The sequence below is a fragment of the Acinetobacter sp. 8I-beige genome (genome assembly GCF_902505955.1).
In the GTDB taxonomy this organism is placed as follows: domain Bacteria; phylum Pseudomonadota; class Gammaproteobacteria; order Pseudomonadales; family Moraxellaceae; genus Acinetobacter; species Acinetobacter johnsonii.
Genome location: NZ_LR732792.1, coordinates 1,195,898 through 1,209,718, shown reverse-complemented (window position 1 = coordinate 1,209,718; position 13,821 = coordinate 1,195,898). Strand labels below are relative to the sequence as shown.

At 42.0% G+C, this 13,821-nt stretch carries 16 protein-coding genes; 9 read left to right on the top strand and 7 right to left on the bottom strand.

The genetic code is table 11. The features are described from left to right. Positions 1–7 precede the first annotated feature (7 nt). On the top strand, positions 8–514 hold the full coding sequence (locus tag GVX98_RS16110; protein WP_148825309.1) for a DUF1877 family protein: 507 nt from the start codon (positions 8–10) through the stop codon (positions 512–514). Here GVX98_RS16110 and GVX98_RS16105 read toward each other — a convergent pair. Together GVX98_RS16105 and GVX98_RS16100 are read right to left on the bottom strand one after the other, a co-directional pair. Continuing rightward, complete coding sequence (locus GVX98_RS16105; protein ID WP_159128648.1) at positions 503–1,009, bottom strand: GNAT family N-acetyltransferase; 507 nt, start codon at positions 1,007–1,009, stop codon at positions 503–505. The genes GVX98_RS16110 and GVX98_RS16105 overlap by 12 nt on opposite strands. A gap of 96 nt (positions 1,010–1,105) precedes the next feature. Continuing rightward, positions 1,106–1,837 (bottom strand): outer membrane protein OmpK, encoded by a 732-nt coding sequence (locus GVX98_RS16100; protein ID WP_159128647.1) that lies wholly within the window; start codon positions 1,835–1,837, stop codon positions 1,106–1,108. Positions 1,838–2,526: 689 nt separating this feature from the next. On the opposite strand from GVX98_RS16100, the gene GVX98_RS16095 reads away from it, so the two are divergent. The 5 genes from GVX98_RS16095 (at position 2,527) to GVX98_RS16075 (ending at position 6,870) form a co-directional block, all read left to right on the top strand. After that, positions 2,527–2,901, top strand: coding sequence for an HPF/RaiA family ribosome-associated protein (locus tag GVX98_RS16095; RefSeq protein ID WP_004691760.1), 375 nt, complete (start codon positions 2,527–2,529; stop codon positions 2,899–2,901). A gap of 139 nt (positions 2,902–3,040) precedes the next feature. Then, positions 3,041–3,583, top strand: a complete 543-nt coding sequence (locus GVX98_RS16090; protein ID WP_004978318.1) for a hypothetical protein — start codon at positions 3,041–3,043, stop codon at positions 3,581–3,583. A gap of 14 nt (positions 3,584–3,597) precedes the next feature. Next, positions 3,598–4,368 (top strand): transporter, encoded by a 771-nt coding sequence (locus GVX98_RS16085; RefSeq protein WP_159128646.1) that lies wholly within the window; start codon positions 3,598–3,600, stop codon positions 4,366–4,368. A 19-nt stretch (positions 4,369–4,387) separates the two neighbouring features. Then, the gene (gene dsbD / locus GVX98_RS16080; RefSeq protein WP_159128645.1) at positions 4,388–6,214 is read left to right on the top strand and encodes a protein-disulfide reductase DsbD; all 1,827 of its coding nucleotides are present in this window, start codon (positions 4,388–4,390) and stop codon (positions 6,212–6,214) included. A 17-nt stretch (positions 6,215–6,231) separates the two neighbouring features. Beyond that, the gene (locus GVX98_RS16075; protein ID WP_159128644.1) at positions 6,232–6,870 is read left to right on the top strand and encodes a glutathione S-transferase family protein; all 639 of its coding nucleotides are present in this window, start codon (positions 6,232–6,234) and stop codon (positions 6,868–6,870) included. Here the strand turns inward: GVX98_RS16075 and GVX98_RS16070 are convergent. After that, entirely contained in the window at positions 6,867–8,102 is a 1,236-nt protein-coding gene (locus GVX98_RS16070; RefSeq protein WP_171503356.1) for a GGDEF domain-containing protein, read from the bottom strand. The genes GVX98_RS16075 and GVX98_RS16070 overlap by 4 nt on opposite strands. Before the next feature lie 246 nt (positions 8,103–8,348). On the opposite strand from GVX98_RS16070, the gene GVX98_RS16065 reads away from it, so the two are divergent. After that, positions 8,349–8,915, top strand: coding sequence for an FMN-dependent NADH-azoreductase (locus GVX98_RS16065; protein ID WP_087011908.1), 567 nt, complete (start codon positions 8,349–8,351; stop codon positions 8,913–8,915). Positions 8,916–8,987: 72 nt separating this feature from the next. On the opposite strand, the gene GVX98_RS16060 is transcribed toward GVX98_RS16065, so the two are convergent. Further along, positions 8,988–9,899: an alpha/beta hydrolase gene (locus tag GVX98_RS16060; protein ID WP_159128643.1), complete on the bottom strand. Its 912-nt coding sequence runs from the start codon at positions 9,897–9,899 to the stop codon at positions 8,988–8,990. 155 nt (positions 9,900–10,054) lie between these two features. Between GVX98_RS16060 and GVX98_RS16055 the strand changes: the two genes are divergently transcribed. Then, the gene (locus tag GVX98_RS16055) at positions 10,055–10,492 is read left to right on the top strand and encodes a DUF2147 domain-containing protein (protein ID WP_004691748.1); all 438 of its coding nucleotides are present in this window, start codon (positions 10,055–10,057) and stop codon (positions 10,490–10,492) included. 50 nt (positions 10,493–10,542) lie between these two features. On the opposite strand, the gene GVX98_RS16050 is transcribed toward GVX98_RS16055, so the two are convergent. Together GVX98_RS16050 and GVX98_RS16045 are read right to left on the bottom strand one after the other, a co-directional pair. Then, positions 10,543–10,893, bottom strand: a complete 351-nt coding sequence (locus GVX98_RS16050; protein WP_159128642.1) for a Spx/MgsR family RNA polymerase-binding regulatory protein — start codon at positions 10,891–10,893, stop codon at positions 10,543–10,545. A 453-nt stretch (positions 10,894–11,346) separates the two neighbouring features. Further along, complete coding sequence (locus GVX98_RS16045; RefSeq protein WP_159128641.1) at positions 11,347–12,165, bottom strand: exodeoxyribonuclease III; 819 nt, start codon at positions 12,163–12,165, stop codon at positions 11,347–11,349. 39 nt (positions 12,166–12,204) lie between these two features. On the opposite strand from GVX98_RS16045, the gene pyrE reads away from it, so the two are divergent. Continuing rightward, positions 12,205–12,855, top strand: coding sequence for an orotate phosphoribosyltransferase (pyrE, locus tag GVX98_RS16040; RefSeq protein WP_159128640.1), 651 nt, complete (start codon positions 12,205–12,207; stop codon positions 12,853–12,855). Positions 12,856–12,892: 37 nt separating this feature from the next. Here the strand turns inward: pyrE and GVX98_RS16035 are convergent, their stop codons facing one another. Beyond that, entirely contained in the window at positions 12,893–13,753 is an 861-nt protein-coding gene (locus GVX98_RS16035) for a methylated-DNA--[protein]-cysteine S-methyltransferase (RefSeq protein WP_159128639.1), read from the bottom strand. Positions 13,754–13,821 lie beyond the last annotated feature (68 nt).

Sequence of the window (13,821 nt, the reverse complement as noted above, 5' to 3'; positions counted from 1 at the left end):
CAGCCATATGGACACATTATTATTAAGTATTCCGCCCAATGCTTTGGAAACGTTGATTTTAGAATCTATTTCTGTCGACGATGTGCTGAATTCGGAGCACATCGAGTCACATCTGCTTTTAGGTAAAAACTGGAAAATCTTACAGACCTTATTGCAAGGCAGTTTTAAGTCTGGCACTTCTTTACTGGCTTTGAGTGTGCAAGCCGAGCATCACTTGGCAGAGCGCCAAAAACAACTTACAGAGGTACGTTATAACACCGCGGTGCGTGTGGTTGAAGTCCAAGAGGCTTTAGAAAAACTGGATATCGAAGACTTTAAAAAGCATATGCAAACCAATTGTTTGAAACGCTTAGAACAGGAACATGGCATCCAGACCGAATCGATTGAATTGCAATTTGCCGAGTTGAGTTTAGTCTTTGCTCAGCTCAGAAACTTTTATGAACATGCGGCCAAGCATACCTATGCCGTGATCAGCGTCACCAGTGACAATTTAGTCCCGACTTCACTGATTTAACAGCAGTTGCATCAACACCAGATCACGCCATTGCCCAAACTTCTGTCCGACTTGGGGCATATAGCCAGTTTGTACAAAGCCAAACTTTTCATGCAAAGCAATTGAAGCCAGATTGGCGTGGTCAATTCCTGCAACCATGACATGCATTTGCTGCAATTTCGCCTGTTCAATCAAATAGGCTAAAAGCTGCTGGCCTAAGCCCTGACGAGCATAGTTAGGTGAAATATAAATCGAGTGCTCAACGGTATAACGATAGCCTGAAAAATTACGGAAGGTGGCATAGTCTGCAAAGCCAGCAATAGCCTGCGTTTCTTGGTCTTCCACCACGCAAAATGGAAATTGGTTTTGTTGAAAGTGTAGTAGTTGTTTTTGGAAATGCGCTAAATCATAGGCATGTTCATTCCAAGTGGCCATGCCATGTAAGACTTCTGCATTATAAATGTTTTGGATCTCGGGTAGATCGTGTTCAGTGGCTGGACGAATGAGAAAAGACATGAAGGCAAGGTTGTATGCGTTGGGGCTTTATCATGCTGCTTTTGCATAAAAAAAAGCAAGACAGAAGTCTTGCTTTTGGATATTCACAAAAGTGAATTAGAAGTGGTATTTGATTAACGCACTTACATCATTTTGGTCAACGCCTTTATAGCCGTATTTGTTATTCCAAACTGAGTGCTCGATACCCATGTATAGGCGTGTATCTGGAGAAATGTGTTTACCTACATTCCATTTGTACTGACTAGTCCAGTTTAACTCGCTTGCATGGTCATCTTCAGCAGTTGACCAGTCAAGGAAGGCATCAACTAAAAAGTCTTCAGAACCAAGTTTGAACGGTACTGCATAGGTGATGGTCATTTGATAATCATCATCAGTCAGGTCGTTATCTGCTTTGTAGAAGTTGATGTTTGCATATTGTGTATATGGCACATTTAAGGCAAAACCAATACCATAGAGGTAGTTGTTGAAACCTTCACCGCCTTCCCATGTCGTTGCAACTAACACATCTTTAACTGGGCCAAGCTCAAGTTTAGTTCCTGTCATCGCACCTAAGCTGAAACGTGGTGCAACTTCAAAGTAAGTTTCATTGCCATCAGCATCGTTGTTGGTACGGTCAGCGAAAGCGAAGAAATCGCCATATTTGAAGCCAGCTGCATATTCTGCAGTAATGGTTGTTTGCTCAAGTTTTTCGTCTTGAGTCACAAATGGTGATTTGTAGTTTTCACCATATAAACCAGTGAAGCTAAAGTCTTGCCAAATCGGCGCAGCTTGAGAGATTGCCGCAGCAGAAGATAATGCTACGAAAGCAGCAATTTGAGTCAGTTTCATGAATATTTCCCCAAAAAATCGGATACAGGATACCGATTATTAAGCAAAAATAAAGCCAAATTTGACGAACGTCATGGAAAATAGATATCAAAATGAGCCATTTTTTATACTTTTTTTACCAAATGGTTTAATGTTACCTTTCAGGCATGACACTTAATTTGATATGGACCTTCCTGGAAAAAATGTTAGGGGATTGAATAATAAATTTAGCAATATCGACATGATACAGCACGGGAAAATCCTAGAATGGAACAGGGTTTGCACTTATTTGGGCATGTTTGCAAAGAATGAATGATCGATGTTTGCAGTCATTCCTGCCGTAATTGAAGTTGTCATAATCATTAGATGTTTTTGTTCATTCTAGCCAATGAAGTCACGTGAATAGTTAGAAGATGGAATCAAATCCATCTGTTTTTAGCCATGCAAGTAAGGGCTTGTCACAATAAGTATCCTTTTCATATTTTTTTAAAAATATCACTTGCATAATTTTCAGTTAGGCCCGATATTCAAAGGAGAAGGACACAGATCTGCAGACTCAAAAGTGTTCATCATTCAATCGATGGAGGTTAAATTCCAAAGCAATTGAAGATGGTCGAATACTGTTAAAACAGTAAGTTACAAGTGTGCCAAGAGATACAAATCTTCGTACAAAAAAGAGTCGAATAAAGAAAGAGAGAGGATGTTATTTTATGAACATAGAAATCCGTACAGATAAAAACATTCAAAATAGTGACCGTTTAATTAGTTATATACGCGAAGAGCTGAATCAAGAATTTCAACGTCACAGTGAGCGCATTACCCACTTTTCAGTGCATCTAAGTGATGCCAATAGCCATAAAGGCGGAGATGACGACATTCAATGTATGATTGAAGCGCGTCCAGCAGGTTTAAAACCCGTGGTTGTAAATCATAAAGGTCATAATGTCGATACTGCGATTCATGGCGCGATCGATCGCCTTAAACGTAGTTTAGAACATACCTTTGAAAAAAATGATAAACCACGTGCTGGCCAACCTGTATATGCAGATCAGGATGATGGCCTAGTTGATGATGAGGAAGATTAAACCTCACCGAATTTAAAAAAAGCCCCTCAATCAGGGGCTTTTTTAATGCTGGGCACTCACTTTTATCCAACATTACGGATAACAAATGTCCCGTTTATTCGGCATAATAGAATAAACTGAATTGAAGAGCGTCATCTCCATGTTAACCGCGCAACAACAAGCTTTCGTGCAAGCACTTGAAGAATTAGATCTTCAACAAGTTCAACGTCTATTGACTGATGGGTTAAGTCTCAATTTTATCGATCCTGAAAAAGGACCTGTGATTTCTGTCTGGTCAGATGGCTTATTCAAATGGTGGGAAGCGATTTGCGAAGCGTATGAAGCAGGCGCACCGCTGTCAGAACAAGAAAAACAACAGACTCTAGCGGTACATTTAGATATTTTAGAACAACTGATTCATGGCAAAGCAAACTTGCATTTGTGGGATACAGAAGAAATTTATGGCCCACTTTGGGATGCTGCAAGTGCTGCATGTGCGCCCGCGGTCAAACGCTTATTGGATGAAAAAGTTGATCCAAACACCAAAGATGAAGATGGCTTAACTATTTTATCTTCAATTAGCGATTTATTCTTTGATTGTGAGTTTGACGAAATTAATTGGGCCGAAGCATTGGCTGAAGAAAAGCAAACTTTAGAGTTGCTTCGTCAGCATGGTGCAAAAATGACAAAAGAATTAGCTTAAACAGCGAGATCATCATGATGCAATTAAAACATTTAGGTTTATGTGTAGCCGCTGGGTTCAGTATGAATGCGATGGCTGCAGATTTTTCCTTTGACCGCCCAGGTTCGGGCATAGGGACAGGGATTACGCCTGTGGGGCAGTTGGCTTGGGAGCAGGGCTTGGCCAATGCGCACTATGCTGAATCGACCACGGCTCATGGTGAAAAAGTCAAAACCACCAGCTTAAATGCAGATATGTTATTGCGCACAGGTTTAGCTGAAAACATCGAATTGCAATTGGGTTGGGCTGGGCCCTCTTGGCAACAAATGAAAGTGGCAGGCAATAAGTCTGAAACAGATGGTTTGGGTGATGTCAGTGTGGGTGTGAAAGCGGCGATTCCTTTGGATGATGAACGCTTGAGTATGGCGGTACTGGCTGAAGCGATTATTGCCACAGGTAATGATGGTTTCACCAATGAAGATGATATTTATAGTCTGTCATCTGTGGTGGCATACGATTATAGTGACCTCGTGTCGACATCCATCACCATGCGTTATGAAGTGCAAAATAGTGATTGGGCCATTTCTGCAATTCCGACTTTAGAGTACCAATTTACCGATAAACTCAGTGGTTTCTCTGAATTGGTTTACCGTAAAGCAGAAAGTCAAGACAATGAATATGCGCTCGGTACAGGTGTCATGTATGCGGTGAATAATCGGATGCAGTTGGACGCAAGTGTTGGTGTTGACTTAAATGGTGCAGATAAAAGTTATTATTCAGGACTTGGCGTTTCATACTTATTTTAATTAGAAAAAAGAACATATTATGAAAAAGCATCTTCATCTGAAACAGGGGATGAGCGGCAAAACGTGGTATCTGGCGCTGTCAGTATTGATCATCAATCTGTGTATCTGGGCCAGTATCCTAAACGTTCATGCGGAAACTCCACTTCTTTCAGCTGAAGATGCTTTTCCATTTACAGTGGAATCCACGACTGAGCATACCGCTCAACTGCACTGGAATATCCCTGAACAGTATTATCTGTATCAGCACAAATTTGAAGTACAGCAGGCGGGTCAGTCCCTTAAGCTTGAGCTGCCGCCTGCGCATGATTTGTATGATGAAAACTATGGACACACCCAAGTTTATTATCAACAAGTGCAATTTGACTTAGACACACAGGCCTCGCAGACCTATAAGGTGACTTGGCAAGGCTGTGCCAAAGATCGTATTTGCTATCCACCGCAAAGCATTGAGTTTAAAACTGATGTCAATGGCTTGGTCAGCCTACAAGATCAAGCGGGTGGATCAAAACGACTGTTAGATTTAGCCGCGCAGTCGAATTCGCAATTTGAGCCTATCAACCCAACGGTCACTGCTGAACCTGCCGCAACAGCTTCCGATGCGATGGCTGCGCAAGATCAAATTTGGTCTGAAGAGTTAGCCAAAAGCTCATTGGCTTATGGTTTATTGCTGTTCTTTGGCCTCGGGATATTACTCGCGTTTACGCCGTGTTCTTTACCGATGTTGCCGATTTTAACCTCTTTAATTATTCGCGATAGCAAAGGCCTCAAAGCATGGATGATTGCCTTGGTCTTTGTGTGCAGTATGGCCATGGTCTATGCCATTTTGGGCTTGGTGGCCTCATCAGCAGGTTTGAACTTCCAGCGTTGGTTACAACAGCCATCCACCCTGATTGCTTTTAGCATTCTTTTTGTTTTATTCGCGCTCAATCTATTTGGTTTGTTTGAACTTAAACTGCCGCAAGCCGTGGTGAATAAACTTGATCATATCCAGTCTATGCAAAAGGGTGGAAGCCTGATCAGTGCTGCGATTATGGGCATGATCTCTGCGCTGTTGGTTGGACCGTGTATGACGGCGCCTTTGGCAGGTGCTTTACTATTTATTTCGCAGACACAAAGTCAGTGGCAAGGGGCCATTTTGTTGTTCACCTTAGGGTTTGGTATGGGTACACCACTGTTACTGGCAAGCGTACTGGGCGCTAAGGTATTGCCTCGTGCTGGGCTGTGGATGAATCAGGTTCGGGTATTCTTTGCTTTTATCATGTTGGCTTTGGCGCTGTATTTTGTGCGTCCTTTGCTTTCTGAAACATGGATGCAAGCACTGAGTCTGCTGCTAGGTTTAAGCTTTATTATCTATGTATTGTATCGTTTGATGTGGCATAAAACCCAGTTGCGTATGCTGTACATTGTAGCTTTAGTCATTGGCGGGACTTACATTGCTTATAGCCAATATCAGCAGAGTCAGCGTTTCTTTGAAGCACCTATGGCTGCATCTGCGCGTTGGCATGTGGCAGCGACGGCAGCGGAGTTTAAGCAGCTCTTGGCACAAGCACCAAAAGGTCAAAAAATCATTATCGATGTCTATGCGGATTGGTGTGTTGCTTGTCAGCCGATTGAACACCGTATATTAAAGTCTGCAACGGTACAGCAAGCGCTTGCGCCATATTATTTGATTAAATTGGATTTGAGTCATTACGATGCAACCCATCAAGTGCTTTTAAACCAGTGGGATATTTTAGGACCACCGACCTATCTATTCTTAGATGCCTCACAACAAGAAATTCGTGGTTTACGTTTAACCGGTACATTTACTGAGGCTGAACTGCTAGCTCAATTACAACGTTTTTAACCTGAAGGAGAGCGGGTATGCAACGTTTATATATTGCCAATAAAAATTACTCCAGTTGGTCGATGCGAGCATGGTTGGTCTTGACTGCATTTGATCTGGATTTTGAAGAAATCCTCATTCGCTTTGATGTAGAAGACCCGACCTTTAAGCAGCAACTGTCTCAGATTCATGCCAATGCTAAAGTGCCTGTATTGGATGTGGGTGAATTTAAAATTTGGGATTCTTTAGCCATCTGTGAATATTTGGCCGAGCAAAATCCAGATTTAGCCCTGTGGCCCAAGCTTGACTATTTGAGAGCAGAAGCACGGAGTATCAGTGGTGAGATGCACAGTAGTTTTATGGCACTACGCCAATTATGCCCCATGAATATTCAGGCGCAGTACAGCATAGCTGAGGGGCTAGCTTTGTGTGCGCAGCATGCTGAATTAAGAGCAGATGTCGAACGAATTGAACAAATTTGGGCACAGCGTTCGGATGAGCATACCTTTTTATTTGGTGATTTTTCTATAGCCGATGCCTTCTATGCCCCTGTAGTGATGCGTTTCAAGAGTTATGCACTACCTGTATCTGAACGCAGCCAGCAGTATATGCAACACATTATGCAGCATCCTGCGGTCATACAATGGGTCGACGCGGCACGGGCAGAAGCCGTTTAGTTAGGTGAAATGTGCTGTGTGTCACCACATGCAGCGCTATATTTGAGCTCACCGGGATTGATTTCTAAATAGCATTTGATTTGATTACGTCCACTGGCTTTAGCGGCATAGAGTGCTTTGTCTGCTTGACTCAAAACTTGCTGAGGTCTGAGTCCATGGTGAGATTGTGCAATACCAAAACTAGCTGTGACATGGATAGATTGGCCTTCATCATTGTTAATGACTAAAGCCTCGATGGCTGAACGACAACGTTCCACAATTTGATGGGCTTTAGAGAGTGAAGCATGTTTTAAAATAAGGATAAACTCCTCTCCGCCAAAGCGCCCCACTAGGTCATGTTTTTGTATCTGGTCATTTAATTCTTGGCTCACTGCGACGAGCACTTTATCTCCCATATGATGTCCAAATTGGTCATTGATGCTTTTAAAATGATCGAGATCTAAGAGGACGACGGCATAGGGATTCTGCGGATCTTGCTGATGCAAATACTCTAAACTTTGGCTAATACGGCGACGGTTAAATGTATTGGTCAGTGGGTCGGTCTGACTTAAATGTTGAATCAGTCGTTCACGATGTCGCCATTGGCTAAGTAAAATTTCAAATAAAATCAGACAAGTGATTAGGATGGGAATAACGAAATACAGCATCGACAGGAGCCAAAACCCATTGAGAAAGAGTTGGCCATCAATCTGAAAAATAGGAGCATAAGGAATCACATCAATAAAACTGAGGTAGCCTGAGAAGGTTAAGAAGCATGTAGCAGGGACTAACATCGCATACACGATCTTTCGCTCAAACAACACCAAACCGACAGCGATCAGACAAATATAGACCACCATAGTGACAGGGCTAAACACCCCAATCATATAACCGTTATAGCAAAGTGAAATGATTAAAATTCCAATCGCAATATAAGGGAGGAATCGTTTTACCCAAGCTTGTTTTTGTAGGGCATAGCAAGGGTAAATCAAACCCAATAACGTGATGAAAAAAATGGAATTAATAACCAATTTGTGGTGCAAAAGCTGAACATTAACGACATGCCAATATTCTGAGTTGAGAAGTACATAAGTCTCCCAAACTAACCAGATCAAATTGACACAACAGCCGAGAACAAGGATTAAAATACACTTTTTCAAGGTATCCCAGTTCATAATCACTTCCTCTTCAAGTAGATAATGAGAAAGTTTGCTGTTGCTTAGCTGTTTAGATATTGAGAACCATGAACTCATTCAATCGTTTCATCCTTGATATATCCGCTTTATTTTTTAAATAATGTGATTGATTTCTTATACATTGCTTTCAACATATCACAATCTTATAAAAAGACGGTATCAAAGGTGACGAACTGAGTATGTAGCTCAGAAGGGAAAGACCATTCTATTTTTAGAACATAGTGTTTTGAATAGGCCTATTATTCTAAGGATAATCTTATTTTAAAATGCAACTATTCAATAAAGATTATGTTGGAACATCCCATGAAAGTTTTACATATTGATTCAAGTATTATGGCGGATGCTTCTGTGTCTCGTCAGTTGAGCCAAGCCATTGTTTCGCAACTCAGCGAAAAGCATGCGCAAGTTGAGGTTGAATATTTGGATTTGGCAACGCAACCGATTCCACATTTAGACGCAGAAATTTTAATGGGTCAAAATGCAGAACAATCGGCTCTGGGCGAACGTATTATTCAACAGTACTTAGATGCGGACGTTGTGGTGATTGGTGCAGCGATGTATAACTTCGGGATTACTTCGACTTTAAAAGCATGGATTGACCGTATTAGTGTTGCAGGTCGTACCTTTAAATATACTGAAAATGGCCCTGTCGGTTTGGCTGGTGACAAGAAAGCCTATATTGCCAGTAGTCGTGGTGGTGTCTATGGTGAAAATAGTCCTGTTGACTTCCAAGAAGGCTTCTTAAAAACTGTCTTTAATTTTACTGGTGTGACCGATGTTGAAATCATTCGTGCTGAAGGCGTGAATATGGGCCCAGAGCTGAAAGACAAAGCCATTGCAGCAGCTCTAGCGCAGGTGCAAACGATCTAATAACAATAACTGTAGTTCCATGATTACTCACTTGGTCAGCGTTAAGCTGACCTTTTTTTATGCGGAATTTGTTTAGTCTTGGTCGAGCGCTTGAGCAAACGTTGCGATATCATCTAACGCCATTTGAGCTTCAGGAAACCATGCATTAAACATTTGAAAGTTATGCCACATGCCTGTGTAAAGTTTAAATGTCACGTCTACGCCGGCCTTGGTCGCTTTATCTCTAAACCGTTGGGCATCGTCCAAGAGAATTTCTTTCGAACCAACTTGTATAAGGGTCGGCGGGAGGTCTGCTAAATCATCAAATAAGGGTGAAATGAGCGGGTCGGCTGGGTCAATTTGCTTTGGGACATAATAATCGATGCCTGTTTCAAGGGCTTCGATCGATAATAGCGCATCGAGTTTGCTGTTATAGCGAATAGATTCACTGGTTAAGCTTAAATCCAAAAATGGTGAAAGCAGAATCAGCCCACTGACTTGAGGACGTTGCTCATCACGAATGCGCAGTGCCAAGGCTAGGGCTAAATTTGCACCACATGAATCCCCTGATAAAATAATGTCTTTGGCTTGTATACCTTGCTCCAATAACAGCTGATAAACGTCAAACAGCGCATCAATGGCTTCAGGATAGGGATGTTCAGGCGACAAAGGATAGTCAAGATGAATGACCTGCATTTGTGTACTGGCTGCAAGGTCTGAGACAAAAGCACGATGGGTATTCATTGAACCTAAAAAGAAAGCCCCACCATGAATGTGTAAAATGAGCTGAGTGGCTTCAGTTTCAGGTTTTAATTCTTCCGCACACAGGCCTGCAAGACGTAGAGGGCGAATGCGGATCAACTTATTGAGCGGAAATGCACGGCACATTTGTTCAAGAAGAAAACGCTGACTACTGGGTGGGAGACTAAAGCGACTTGGGGTTCGAATCGTGGTTTTTAACAACTGCTCCGTCAAAATTTGTTTCCATGGATCGGCAATCTTCATAGTTATTCCATTTTGTTATTTGTTTTACCTTGAGTTTGTGTATTTACCAACATAATTTACAAGGTTACACTAATTGGTCACATTGAAAAATTGAAAAATTGTTGTGACTTTTTAATAATGATAGTCGTCTATACTAGACTAGGGAAATGACAAAAATGAAAAAAATTGCACTTGCACTAAGCGTACTAGGATTAACCGCTCTAGCTCATGCAGCAGATCCGCTGAATGGCACTGTTTGGAAAACGATTGATGATAAAACTAAACAAGCGAAAGCCTTGGTTAAATTCACTGAGCAAAAAAATGGAACTTTAACTGCGAGTATTCAAGGTATTTTGACACCAGGTGAAGAAAATGCATGTACGAAGTGTGAAGGCCCATACAAAAACAAATCGTTGAAAGGTTTAACGATTGTACATGGTCTGAAAAACGCGGGTGGTACAAGCTATGAAGGTGGATCAATTTTAGATCCGCAAACGGGTAAAACTTATAAATTAAAAGGCAACATTGCTGCTGGTGGTAAAAAACTAGAGCTTCGTGGCTACATTGGTGTGGCTGCATTAGGCCGTAACCAAACTTGGATTCGCGCGAACTAATCCCATCCAACAAAAAAAGCCGAGCAATTGCTCGGTTTTTTTCTGTTTTGTTATGCCTTCAAGGCACGAATTGCATCTTCATTGAAACCCACAATAAAACCATTTGGGGTTGCAATCACAGGGCGCTTGATGAGACTGTTATGGGTCGTGAGGGCATCAATGAGTCCTTGCTCTGAAGCTAAAGCAGTGTCTTGTTCTGCTTCAGTCAACTTACGCCAAGTAGTGCCTTTTTTATTCAGGACTACATCTGCCCCAATCTGATCGAGCCATGTTTTGACAGTGGCAGCATCAATGCCTTGTTTTTTATAATCATGAAACTCATACGCTAAACCTAACTCATTCAGTAGGTCGAATGCTTTTTTCATTGAATTACAATTTTTAATGCCATACACGTTTAACATGGAAAACCCTTCTGAATTTTAAGCTGGGTTTAGAGTAACGGAAAAAGCAGAGCAGCTCTAGTGTGTCGATCTAGGCTTAAAGCGTCATCGTCTTGTCATAAAAGCGATTTAGAATCAAATCAAAGAAAAATAGAATCTAAAAAGAAGAAGCATTAAAAAAGGCAGAGACTAAAAAAGAGAAAACCCGCATTTAATCATCCTGATCATGCGGGTCTCATTACAACGTCCATTGTCACATCCTTGAAAACCAACTATTTCCATAGTTCGTTTTAATTTCATCCTACGGCGTCCTGTCCTTGTGCTGTCATCCTGACATCGTCCCTTTGCCGTGGAAACATAATGCACTGATTGATTGATCAGAAAAAGACTCAAAAAACGGCAGATAATGTAGGTTAAAAACTCATATTCAGTAAACAGGTGTTAACTGAATATGAGCTAAATACTTAAATTTTTCTAGATTTTGTAGTCAATAATGACAGGTGCATGGTCGCTAAACCATGTTTCTTTATAGACCCAAGCATTGACTGTACGGGCTTTCCAGTCAGGTGAGCACGCTTGATAGTCAATGCGCCAGCCTACGTTCTTCGCACGAGCTTGTCCTCGGTTTGACCACCAAGAATAAAGCTCAGCCTCTGGACGCACTTCACGGAAAGTATCGACATAGCCAAGTTCATCATAAATATGATCGAGCCAAGCGCGTTCGTGTGGTAAGCAGCCTGAGGCTTTTTGGTTGCCTGACCAGTTTTTAATGTCGATGCGTTTATGCACGATGTTGTAGTCACCACAGACAATCACGGATTTATTTTCATCACGGCATTGTTTCAAAATTTGTTTGTATTCTTCTAAGAAGTGGTCTTTACGTACTTGTGCCTCTTCACCAGAAGAACCCGATGGTAAATAGAGTGAACAAATATGCACGTTTTGGTCTAAGCCTAAGTCAAACTCAGCCGAAATAAAGCGGCCTTGAGAATCGGCCAATTCAAAACCAAGTCCATCCGTGACTGAAACAAACGGTAAACGGCTATAAATAGCAGTGCCAGCATACCCTGGACGTTCAGCAGGGAACAGGTGAGTATGCCAACCTTCAGGTTTAAATTTATCGGTCCATTGTTCGTGGGTGATGCGAGATTCTTGCATGCAAATCACATCAGCATCTGATGTGGCAATCCAATCAAAAATCCCTTTTTTTTCTGCAGAACGTAGACCATTTACGTTAATTGAAACTACACGTAAAATTTTTTGATCACTTGGATAGCTACTCTTTGGTATCATGCGCAAGTCTTACCTCAATTTGAAAATACGGAGCACCGCATGACAACGCAAGCGACATTTAACCCTCAAGCTTTTATCGAACTCGCATTATCACGTGGCGTGCTTAAATTTGGTGAGTTTACTTTAAAATCGGGTCGTGTGAGTCCTTATTTTTTTAATGCAGGTCTACTCAATGACGGTGAAGCCTTGTCATTACTGGCGTCTGGCTATGCAGCCAAACTGACAGAATGCAACAATGTTGAGGTCATCTTTGGTCCTGCGTACAAAGGGATTCCTTTTGTTGCTGCAACAGCTGTGGCTTTGTCACAAAATCATGGGGTGAGTGTACCTTGGGGGTTTAACCGTAAAGAAGCCAAAGATCATGGTGAAGGCGGGGTTTTGGTTGGTGCATCCGTTACAGGCAAAAAAGTCTGGATTATTGATGATGTGATTACTGCGGGCACAGCGATCCGTGAAGTAGTCACCATTTTGAAAAATGCAGGTGCGCAGATTGCAGGTGTGTTGGTGGCATTAGACCGCCAAGAAAAAGGTCAAGGTGAACTGTCTGCGATTCAAGAAGTCCAAAAAGAATTGGAAATTCCTGTGCATGCATTGGTGACCATGAAAGATTTGATGAATTATTTAGAGGCTAAAGGTGAGACAGAAGCTTTAGCAAAAATGGAAGCCTATCGCGTGAAATATGGCGTTTAAGCGTTGAAACAAAAAAGGGAAGCTTCGGCTTCCTTTTTTATTCGCTCTCTCTTTCGGTTGGCGTTTGGCTATGCGCACCTTCCCAACCAATCATCGCGGTTTTACGTGTCGTCCCCCACATATAGCCGCCACGTTGTCCTGAAGACTGAATGACCCGATGGCATGGGATTAAAAAGGCAACGGGATTGTTACCAATTGCTGTTCCGACCGCTCGTGAGGCACGCTCTTGCCCAATCTCTTGGGCAATATGTGCATAACTGCTGAGCTGCCCCATGGGAATTTTGAGCAGGCTTTGCCACACCTTGAGCTGAAAGTCGGTGCCTTTCAGATGCAGTTTAATCTTTGATAGGCTGTGTTGATCTTGCTGAAAAATTGTGAGTGCTTTGCGTTGTAATTCATCCTGATCTTCAATAAATGTCGCACGTGGAAACTGTTTTTTCAGATAGGCCAATGCATCCCGATTTGCTTCGGTAAAGGCCATATGGCAAATCCCTTTAGGGGTTGAGGCAATAATGACGGAGCCAAAAATGGTCTCGGCAAAGCTGTAGTGAATGTGGAGTGCTTCACCGCCCTGTTTATATTCTGCGGGCGTCATCCCTTCGATTTGGACAAATAAATCATGCAATCGACTGGTGCTGGAAAGGCCAGTGTCAAAGGTTGCTGCAAAAATATTATTTTCTGTGTGATTTTTCAAAACCGACTTTGCATATTCCACACTAACATATTGCAGAAATTTCTTCGGGCTAATACCTGCCCATTCGCTAAAGATACGCTGAAAATGAGTAGGACTTAAATGCACGTGTTCTGCAATCTCAGCCAAACTGGGTTGCTGTTTGAAGTTTTGTTCAATGTATTCAATTGCCTTTGCCACACGTGCGTAATTGCTATGTTCTGTCATGATTACTCGCGGAAATCATTTAACTTAAGAAAACAGTAACAAATCCAGTCAGGCCTGAAAATCCGTTT

Bases quoted from the DNA above. Each gene is read 5' to 3' on its own strand.
- GVX98_RS16110 (WP_148825309.1), top strand. From the start codon at position 8: ATGGACACATTATTATTAAGTATTCCGCCCAATGCTTTGGAAACGTTG.
- GVX98_RS16105 (WP_159128648.1), bottom strand. From the start codon at position 1,009: ATGTCTTTTCTCATTCGTCCAGCCACTGAACACGATCTACCCGAGATC.
- GVX98_RS16100 (WP_159128647.1), bottom strand. From the start codon at position 1,837: ATGAAACTGACTCAAATTGCTGCTTTCGTAGCATTATCTTCTGCTGCG.
- GVX98_RS16095 (WP_004691760.1), top strand. From the start codon at position 2,527: ATGAACATAGAAATCCGTACAGATAAAAACATTCAAAATAGTGACCGT.
- GVX98_RS16090 (WP_004978318.1), top strand. From the start codon at position 3,041: ATGTTAACCGCGCAACAACAAGCTTTCGTGCAAGCACTTGAAGAATTA.
- GVX98_RS16085 (WP_159128646.1), top strand. From the start codon at position 3,598: ATGATGCAATTAAAACATTTAGGTTTATGTGTAGCCGCTGGGTTCAGT.
- dsbD (WP_159128645.1), top strand. From the start codon at position 4,388: ATGAAAAAGCATCTTCATCTGAAACAGGGGATGAGCGGCAAAACGTGG.
- GVX98_RS16075 (WP_159128644.1), top strand. From the start codon at position 6,232: ATGCAACGTTTATATATTGCCAATAAAAATTACTCCAGTTGGTCGATG.
- GVX98_RS16070 (WP_171503356.1), bottom strand. From the start codon at position 8,102: ATGAGTTCATGGTTCTCAATATCTAAACAGCTAAGCAACAGCAAACTT.
- GVX98_RS16065 (WP_087011908.1), top strand. From the start codon at position 8,349: ATGAAAGTTTTACATATTGATTCAAGTATTATGGCGGATGCTTCTGTG.
- GVX98_RS16060 (WP_159128643.1), bottom strand. From the start codon at position 9,899: ATGAAGATTGCCGATCCATGGAAACAAATTTTGACGGAGCAGTTGTTA.
- GVX98_RS16055 (WP_004691748.1), top strand. From the start codon at position 10,055: ATGAAAAAAATTGCACTTGCACTAAGCGTACTAGGATTAACCGCTCTA.
- GVX98_RS16050 (WP_159128642.1), bottom strand. From the start codon at position 10,893: ATGTTAAACGTGTATGGCATTAAAAATTGTAATTCAATGAAAAAAGCA.
- GVX98_RS16045 (WP_159128641.1), bottom strand. From the start codon at position 12,165: ATGATACCAAAGAGTAGCTATCCAAGTGATCAAAAAATTTTACGTGTA.
- pyrE (WP_159128640.1), top strand. From the start codon at position 12,205: ATGACAACGCAAGCGACATTTAACCCTCAAGCTTTTATCGAACTCGCA.
- GVX98_RS16035 (WP_159128639.1), bottom strand. From the start codon at position 13,753: ATGACAGAACATAGCAATTACGCACGTGTGGCAAAGGCAATTGAATAC.